Origin of the sequence: Desertimonas flava, from assembly GCF_003426815.1 — a bacterium.
Taxonomy (GTDB): domain Bacteria; phylum Actinomycetota; class Acidimicrobiia; order Acidimicrobiales; family Ilumatobacteraceae; genus Desertimonas; species Desertimonas flava.
In genome coordinates this window covers 60,104-68,125 of record NZ_QKYK01000031.1, presented here as the reverse complement: position 1 = coordinate 68,125, position 8,022 = coordinate 60,104, and the positions used below count along the sequence as shown (strand labels likewise).

The 8,022-nt window shown below is 71.9% G+C and carries 6 protein-coding genes; all 6 read right to left on the bottom strand.

Features of this window, described 5'->3' with window-relative positions; translation table 11 throughout:
* Positions 1-1,145 (bottom strand): Hsp70 family protein (locus tag DN771_RS24255; protein ID WP_162942366.1); only part of this gene is annotated, 1,145 nt, incomplete at its 3' end.
* Between the two features lie 90 nt (positions 1,146-1,235).
* Entirely contained in the window at positions 1,236-1,499 is a 264-nt protein-coding gene (locus DN771_RS24250; protein WP_117000157.1) for a hypothetical protein, read from the bottom strand.
* Entirely contained in the window at positions 1,496-3,532 is a 2,037-nt protein-coding gene (locus tag DN771_RS24245) for a helix-turn-helix transcriptional regulator (RefSeq protein WP_117000156.1), read from the bottom strand. The genes DN771_RS24250 and DN771_RS24245 overlap by 4 nt, the downstream gene beginning before the upstream one ends.
* Positions 3,533-3,642: 110 nt before the next feature.
* Complete coding sequence (locus DN771_RS24240) at positions 3,643-5,097, bottom strand: fibronectin type III domain-containing protein (RefSeq protein WP_117000155.1); 1,455 nt, start codon at positions 5,095-5,097, stop codon at positions 3,643-3,645.
* 127 nt (positions 5,098-5,224) lie between these two features.
* Positions 5,225-5,929 carry a trimeric intracellular cation channel family protein gene (locus DN771_RS24235; protein ID WP_117000154.1) on the bottom strand — a complete coding sequence of 235 codons (705 nt, stop codon included), beginning with the start codon at positions 5,927-5,929 and terminating at the stop codon, positions 5,225-5,227.
* Positions 5,930-5,941: 12 nt separating this feature from the next.
* Positions 5,942-7,933 carry an Hsp70 family protein gene (locus DN771_RS24230; RefSeq protein WP_117000153.1) on the bottom strand — a complete coding sequence of 664 codons (1,992 nt, stop codon included), beginning with the start codon at positions 7,931-7,933 and terminating at the stop codon, positions 5,942-5,944.
* Positions 7,934-8,022: the final 89 nt, after the last annotated feature.

The following is an 8,022-nucleotide window of genomic DNA, read 5'->3' as shown; positions in this document are numbered from 1 at the left end:
ACGGTGGCTGCCGCGGTCGCGGCGACGGCGGCCGCCGTCGCCCCGACGCCGGCAACGCGGGCGGCTGTCGCCGGCGCCGATGGCGGGGCGGGAATGATGGTCGGCTCGGCGGCGCCCGAGGCGACCGACAGCTTGGGGTCGGCGTCGACGAGCAGGGGGCGCCCCGTATGGGCGGCGACCTGTTCGGCGACCAGCGGGATGCGGCTCGACCCGCCGACGAGGACGATCCCGGCGAGGTCGCCAACGGCCACGCCGGCCGAGGCCAGCGCGCGGTCGAACGCCGTGAGGGTCTCGGCGACGCGGGGCCGCACCGCCGCCTCGAACTCGGGACGAGTGAGGCGGACTTCGGTGGTGAGCCCAGGGAATCGCACCGACACCGTGGTGTCGGTGTCGGCCGACAGCGCCTCCTTGGCGACGATGCAGTCGGCCCGCAGGGCGAGCGCGGCGCGGCGCACGTCGGGATTGTCCCTGTCCATCGCCGTCAGCGCGCCGTCGAGGGCCCCGTTGACGTGGGCCAGCACGGCTTGGTCGAGGTCGAGCCCGCCCAGCCGGTCGAGACCCTCGGCCCGGCCGAGCATCTGCGGACCGGACGGATCGAGCCGGACGACGGCGACGTCGAAGGTGCCGCCGCCGAAGTCGTACACGGCCACGGTGTCGCCGGCCGCCAACCGGCCCTGCCGGGCGTAGTGCCCAGCCGCCGCGACGGGTTCGGGCAGGAGCTCGACGTCGGCGAGGCCGGCCACCCGCCCCGCCTCGCGCAGCAGATCGAGCTTGAACTCGCCCCACGTGGCGGGATGGGTGAGGGTCACGGTCCGGGCGCCCCCGGCCGTGCGCACCACGTGGGCGAGCAGGTGGCCGGTCAGGGTCTCGGCGCCGTACGGCGTGCCGCCGATCAGGATGGGGGTCGTGTCGCCCAGGCGCCGCTTGAACTCCCGGGCGGCGGACGCCGGCGAGCTCTGCGCGGCCCGCACTGCGGCGTCACCGGCGACCGGTGCGCCATCGACCATCGCCACCACGCTTGGCATTGCTGCGCCGGCCGTGCCGAGGGTCACGGCCTGGACGGCGCGCCCGTCGTACACGGCAGCGGCGGTCCAGGTGGTGCCGAGGTCGACGCCGAGTCGTTCGGCAGCCACGGTGTTGCTCATGACGGTGACGGTAGACCCCCTGCCCGTCCCGGGTCGCCGGGTGAATTCCCAGGATTCACCCTGGGTGAGTGATGTGTCCTCGCGTCGCCGTCACCTCGCGCCGCCGACGTCGAGCGGGTCGACGTCACCGACGTGAGGAGGCGGTGGCTGATCGTCGAAGCCGGCGAGGAAGCTCTCCTGATCGGCGGTGAGCGCCGCCGAGCGCAACGCCACGTCCGCCCAGGGGTCGGGGACGTCGGCCTCGTGGGCTGCGACGTGGTCGACGATCGCCGCCCACCACTCGGGCGTGCCGTGCTGGACCGTCCCCTCGGTCGTCGGATCGTCGCTCATGTCGTCGGTCATCTTGCCGGTCATTGTGTCACCCCAGCCCTGGTATCGGTCGGGGCGGTCTCGCCCCGGCGTGCGAGGAGGACCGCGAGCTCGGTGCGGGAGCGGATGGTGAGCTTGCGGTAGATCGCCTGCAGATGGAAGTCGACCGTCTTGATGCTGACGAACAGCTGGTCGGCGACCTCCCGGTTGGTCAGGCCGTTGGCCACGGCCTCGGCGACCCGTCGCTCCGCCTTTGTCAGTGCGTCGAGCGCCATCGCCACGGGGCTCGGCGTTGCGTCCGGCTCGGCCAGCGCCTCGAGGCGGCCGGCGAGATCCTCCCGGATGCGCGACGCCGAGGTCGGCACCAGCGCCATGGCTCGTTCCAGCAACGCTCGTGCTGCCGTCGTGTCGGCAACGGCAGCGGCGGCCACGAGCTCGTCGACCGACGACGGCTCGACGATCGGCAGGCGACGGTCAGCAGCCACGGCCAGCCAGCGGCGATAGGCGCGCCGGCTGCGGGGCGACGAGCGCGGGTCGGGCGCCGGCGGCATCGCTGCCCCTGGGTCGAGCGCGACGCGTACGATCGCACCGAGCGGATCGTCGGCGAGGTCACCGACGGACTCCAGTGTCGTTCCAGCGTCGGCGCGACGACCGCTGGCGAGCAGCAGATCGGCACGAACCACCGGGTCGACGGGGCCCTCGGCCAGCGCGGCGACGGCCCCGTCCCGACGCTCGATGGCCTCGAGGCCGAGCGTCGCGTCGTCGGGATCGGGCGACTGCGGGTCCACCAGCCGCAGCGCGGCGTCGAAGTCGAAGGCGTCGAGCGACGCCTCGGCCGAGCGGCGACGACGCCGGCCGGCGTCGTCGGGGTCGGGTGATAACGCGGCGGCACGGTCCCATGTGCTCGCCGCGTCGTTGAGCGCGCCACGCCGGCGGGCGTCGGCGGCAACGAGCTCGAGCGCGGATGCTGCATCCTCGTCGGGACCGGCACACGACTCGACGAGATGCCACGCACGCGTCGCCGCCTGACGGGGTTCGGTGAGTGCCGTGGCGATCGCCCGGTGGGCGGCGCGGCGGCTCGCGGCAGCGACGAGGTGGTAGGCCAGCGGCTGCAGCAGGGAGTGGACGAACTGGATCTCACCGCCCGTCACGCGGACGATGCCCGCCTCCTCGGCAGCATCGACGCCTCCGGGCGCCTCGCCCAGGGCCTGCAGTGCGGCGTTCGCCAGGGGAACCGTGGTGGCACCGGCGGCGACGACCACGGCGGCCCGACGGGCGGCTTCACTGATGCCGTCGAGTTGCTCGCGCATGCGCTCGACCGCTCGGAGGCCTGGTCTCGGCACGGCCGGCAGGGGCTCGGTGCCGTTGCGTTCCTCGTCGGTGAGCGAGCGGGCGAGCTCGATGGCCAGCAGCGGGTTGCCGCCTGACCACTCGGCACACCGCTCGGCAGCCCGTTCGTCACAGTCGACGGCGTGCCGGACGGCCGCGACGAGGTGCCGGCTCCCGAGTGGACCCAACATCAGCTCCCGCGTGGCGACCGCGGCCCACGGGGAGTCGGCGGCGCCTGCGCCCGACGCCACAGTGAGGAAGGCGCCCACGGCGTCGCGCCCCAGTCCCGCGAGCGCGAACGTCAGCGCCGCCGAGCTCGCCGGATCCATCCCGTCGGCATCGTCGATGGCGAAGACCACCGGCGCCGTCTGGGCCAATCCGTCGATCACCCGCAGGACGGCCACTCCGACGTCGACGGGGCTGAGCTCATCTCCCGTCGTGCTGCGTAGGGCCAACGCCCGTCGCACCACGTCGGCTGCCTCGCCGCCGGCCAGGTCGTCGAACCGGTCGGCGAAGGGACGGAGCAGACCGAGCAGCCCGCTGAATGCCGGCGACGCTCCCGCGGCCCGTCCCCTCCCGGCCAGCACCCTCGCACCGGCGGCCGAGGCCCGTTCGACGGCGGCGTCGAGCAGCGCCGTGCGGCCGATGCCCTCGTCGCCGCCGATCGTGACGACGAACGGCCGCCCGCGCACGACATCGGCGAGCACCCCGTCGATCACGGCGAGTTCGGCGCTTCGTCCCTGCAACATGGCCGCCGCAAGCTAGCGAGGCACCCAGGACCCGGTCTCGGAATTCCACGCCGAACCCTCTGCGCGACCAGCGACGCGCCAGCCTCGAACGTCAGGACGCAGGCCCCCGATCAGCCCACGTGGGGGTTGGATGCTTGTGGCGTCTCCGAATCGGTCGAGGCAGGGGGCGATGACGCCGGCTCGCTCGACTGCGGTTCATCGGTCGATGGTGGAGACGGTGGAACGGTCGACGGTGGATCGGTCGACGGCGGCTCCGTGCTACTCGGCGAAGGCGGAGCCGACGAGCTCGTGGACGATGTCTCCGCCGTGATCGGCGGTGCGGCACTCGTGGTGGTGGCAACGATCGTGGTCGTTCCGGCCGTCGTGGTTGGCACAGCCGTGGCCACCAGCAAGGAAGTTGCAGAGAAGGGAGCGACCGGGCGCGCGCTCGCCACCGGACTCATCGCCCCCCAGCCCGCGCTGTTGCGCGCAGCGACTCGGAATTGCCACGCGACGCCCGGCGTGAGTCCGCGCAACAGCACGGAACGAGAGCTCGGTCCGCCACCATTGCCCCCCACCCAGGTGCGTCCGCCGTCGGATGATCGCTGGTAGCCATACTGCGTGATCGCGGCGCCCCCGTTGTACGCCGGCGCCGTCCAGTCCAGCCGCACCTCGCCGGACGGCAGTGCCGTCGCCGACAGAGACGTGGGAGCGGACGGTGTCCGCGGCGCCGCGTAGACAATGACGCTTGCAGTCATCGACCCCCAGCCGACGCTGTTGCGGGCCGCTAACCGGAATCGGTATCCAGCACCTGGGGTCAGCCCGGAGATGAGCACGGATCGCGAGCTGCCGCCGCCGGCGTTACCGCCGATCCACGATGCACCACCGTTGGACGAGCGCTGAAAGCCGTACTGAGCGATCGCTGCTCCGCCGTTCCACGATGGAGCCGCCCACGACAAACGCACCTGCCCCGGACCTGGAGAGGAGGCCGTGAACGACAGAGGCGCCGACGGCCGTTGAAGGACCACCGTCCCGCTGGGACGAGCGTAGATCGCGACGACGATCGTCCGGGGTCCCTGGCCAGCGAAGTTTGGAGTGGTTGCCGAGCCGAAGCCGACCTGGGTGAACGTGGAAGAAAGCATGTTGGCCCGGTGCCCACTGCTGTTCATCCACGCCCCGACCACCGACGACGGCGCCGGGTCATACGACGACATGAAGAGGTTCTCGCCCCAAGCGTTCCAGCCGTAGCCGACCTGCGCAAGCACCGTGCTCGGGCTGGTGCCATTCGGACGTCGATGGGCGAAGTAGCCGTTGGCCACCATCTCCTGCGCGCGGATCTGCGCAGCCTGGTTGAGTGCGGCATTCAGCGTCAACCCAGCGACACCGGCCGAGGCGCGGTAGCTGTTCGTGACGTCACGCAGCGAGGTCGACGACGGCAGTGCTGGTGCGAGGGCGAACGCCGGGGCGGAGGGGGACTCGAGCGACGGGCCCGCGGCGGCGGCGAGCGGACTGACCAGCGCGCCGGCGGCCGCCACGACGGCAGCCAGCGCACGGCGGACGGCGGCCCGACGCAATGTTACGAACATGTGACGGAGACTACTCGGATCCGCGCCGACGGCGCCACCGAACCTGATTCCGACCACGGCCGCCCTGGACCGCGCGAGGTCGGCTGAGAGCGGGCACCAGCGGAACGAGCTCGGAGTGGCGCTGTTCTCATCCTCGGGGTGGCCGGCGGATCCTGGCCACGCGATGGCTCAGGTCGAGAGCATCGGCACTGGTCGTTCTCCATCGTCGATGGGTCGAGAGCACGCGGATCCCGATGACCGCGGCGAAGCAGACGACCGCGAGCGGCACCGATGGGATGTCGGATCGGAGACCGATCACGTAGATGATGCAGCCTCCCGCCGCGGCGAATGCGTAGAACGACCCGGGAAGGAACAGCTCCGGCGGCTCGTTGACGACGATGTCGCGGATGATCGCGCCACCGGTGCCGGTCACGACGCCGACGAGCACGCACGACACCACCGGCAACTCGGCGGCGACGGCGCGGTCGGCGCCGAGGAGCGCGAACGCCGACAGGCACACGGCGTCGACCAAGACGAAGGTGAGGCCGAAGCGGTTCTTGGCGGCCTCGGTCATCCGGCCGAGCACGATGCCGATCAGACCCGCGGCCAAGGACGTCGGCAGGTACCACCGGTCGGTCAGGGCGATCGGGGTCCCTTCTTGGAGCAGCACGTCGCGGATCACGCCACCGCCGAGCCCGCAGGAGACGGCGAGGAACATCACACCGGCGATGTCGAAGTGGACGCGAACGCCGGTCAGGGCGCCAGCGAGAGCGCCGAAGGCGATCGCCGAGATCTCCACCCAGTTCGGGATGTCCAGCGCGGCGGAGGCGCTCAGCAAGGATGCGGTCGGCACGTCCTCATCGTGTCAGAGGGGAAGGTTGCGGCAGCTCGACAGGTGATCGTCGAGTCCGTGGTTGACGTTGGCCACCGACGCGCACAACTGTCTGGCCCCCTCGGGGATCTCGGATCGACGGAAACGGTAGAGCAGCTGGCCGGTGATCGGGTCGACGTCCCACATGACCCACGGGCCGGAGCCCGGCTCGCCGGCCTGCGACACCCCGACGGTGTCGAAGTAGAAGTGGATGTGCTTGCTCAGCGGGCCTCCGTCGAGGTCGGGCTCGAAACCCACCACCGAATACGTCGCGATCAGTTCGTCCCCGTTGGCGGTGATCGAGTTGATCGTCACGCAGTTGCCGTTGGCTCCCGCGCACGGCGTGGCGATCGTCGTGCGGACGGTCGAGTCATTGGTCGCTGTCGTCACGGTCGCATCGGTCTGATCGGTTTCGGTGGGCTCGGTATCGGCCTCTGTGTCGACCGGCTCCGTGTCCTCTGTTGTCTGGGCGATCGTCGTGGTGACGACGATCGCGCTGTCACCATCGGTGGTGCCGGGAAGCGTCGCCACGACTCCGACGGTGGCCTCCGGCACCGAGTCATCGCCGGTGGTGTCGGAGTCTCCACCGCGAGATCGGACGATCAGGAACCCGGCCACGGCCGCCACGACTGCGATCACGACGAGGGCGACGGCCCCTTTGGCCCACGGTCGGTCCCGTGCGGGGTCTGGGCCCGGCGAGGCGGCAGCCGAAGTCGGCACCGTTCGACGGGGGGGTGTCGGGCCCGACCCGCTGGATGTCGGTGGTGGCGCGGGAGCCGGGGGCACCAGATCAGAGCTCGGTGACTGGGCCGCTGGTACGGACGGCGACCCCACCGCCGGATCGATTGCGCTCACCGGCGGCGGCGGGACGACGGCCGGGGCCGGGGGCGGCACAGCGGCTGGCCCTTTCGACGCCGCGGCGGTCGAGGGATCGGCTGCCAGGCGCGCCGCGCCCATCGCGACGGTGTGTTTCGGGTGGGCGTCGACGCTCACCGGACGGCCGAGCGCCTCGCTGACCATCTCGGCGACGAGGGGGATGCGCGACGACCCACCCGCGAGAACCACCGCCGACAGCCCGGCGGATGTCACCCCGGCGAGCTGGATCGCCCGCTGGAGCATCGTCACCGTCTCGCGCAGCACCGGGCGGATCATCTGCTCGAACTCCGGCCGGGTGATGCGCACCGACGTCTGCAGTCCGGGCAGCATCACCGGAACGATGGCCTCGCTGTCGTCGGACAGGGCCTCCTTGGCCGCGACGCACTCCTCGCGGAGCCGCACGACGCTGGCTCGCACCGATGGGTCGTCGAGGTCGAGCGACGTCAGGCCGGCACCGAGTGTCTGGCGGACGTGGGAGAACACGGCCTCGTCGAAGTCGATGCCCCCGAGGCGTTCGATGCCCTGCGGCTCGCCGAGCGTGACGAAGCGTCCGTCGACGCGACGGAGCACGGCCGCGTCGAAGGTGCCTCCGCCGAGGTCGTAGACGGCGACCACTCCCCCCTCGTCGACGCGCTCCCCCGCCGCGAAGTGCACGGCCGCCGCCTCCGGCTCGCTCACGTAGCGGACGCTGTCGAGGCCGGCGAGGGCAGCTGCCTGCTGCAGCAGCTCTCGCTTGTACGGCCCCCAGTTGGCCGGGTGGGCGATGGTGACCGAGGCGGGCGGGCCGCCGTTGCGCTCCGAGACGGCGTCGACGACCCAGCGGACGATCATCGCCATCAGGCGCTCCGACGAGTACGGGGTGTGCCCGAGGATGATCGGCGTGGCGTCACCGAGGCGGCGCTTGAACTCCTTGGCCAGACGCGCCGGCTCCTGCTGACCACGGCGGATGGCGGCGTCGCCGACCAACAGCTCGCCGTCCTCCCGCAGCAGCACCGCCGACGGGATCGCCGCGGCGTGATTGCCGAGACCGACGATCTCGACCCTCCCGGAGCGCGCCACGGCAGCCGCGGTGAACGTGGTCCCCAGGTCGATCCCCAGCGCGTACGTCATGCGGGGCGAGACAGTACGCCTTCTGGACCACCCCGTTCAGCGGATTCCCGGGCCAGGTGAGGGCGTGAAGTGCAGTCCAGTCCAGACGC

Coding starts and splice junctions, on each gene's coding strand:
- DN771_RS24245 (WP_117000156.1), bottom strand. CDS start 3,532: ATGTTGCAGGGACGAAGCGCCGAACTCGCCGTGATCGACGGGGTGCTC.
- DN771_RS24240 (WP_117000155.1), bottom strand. CDS start 5,097: ATGTTCGTAACATTGCGTCGGGCCGCCGTCCGCCGTGCGCTGGCTGCC.
- DN771_RS24250 (WP_117000157.1), bottom strand. CDS start 1,499: ATGACCGGCAAGATGACCGACGACATGAGCGACGATCCGACGACCGAG.
- DN771_RS24230 (WP_117000153.1), bottom strand. CDS start 7,933: ATGACGTACGCGCTGGGGATCGACCTGGGGACCACGTTCACCGCGGCT.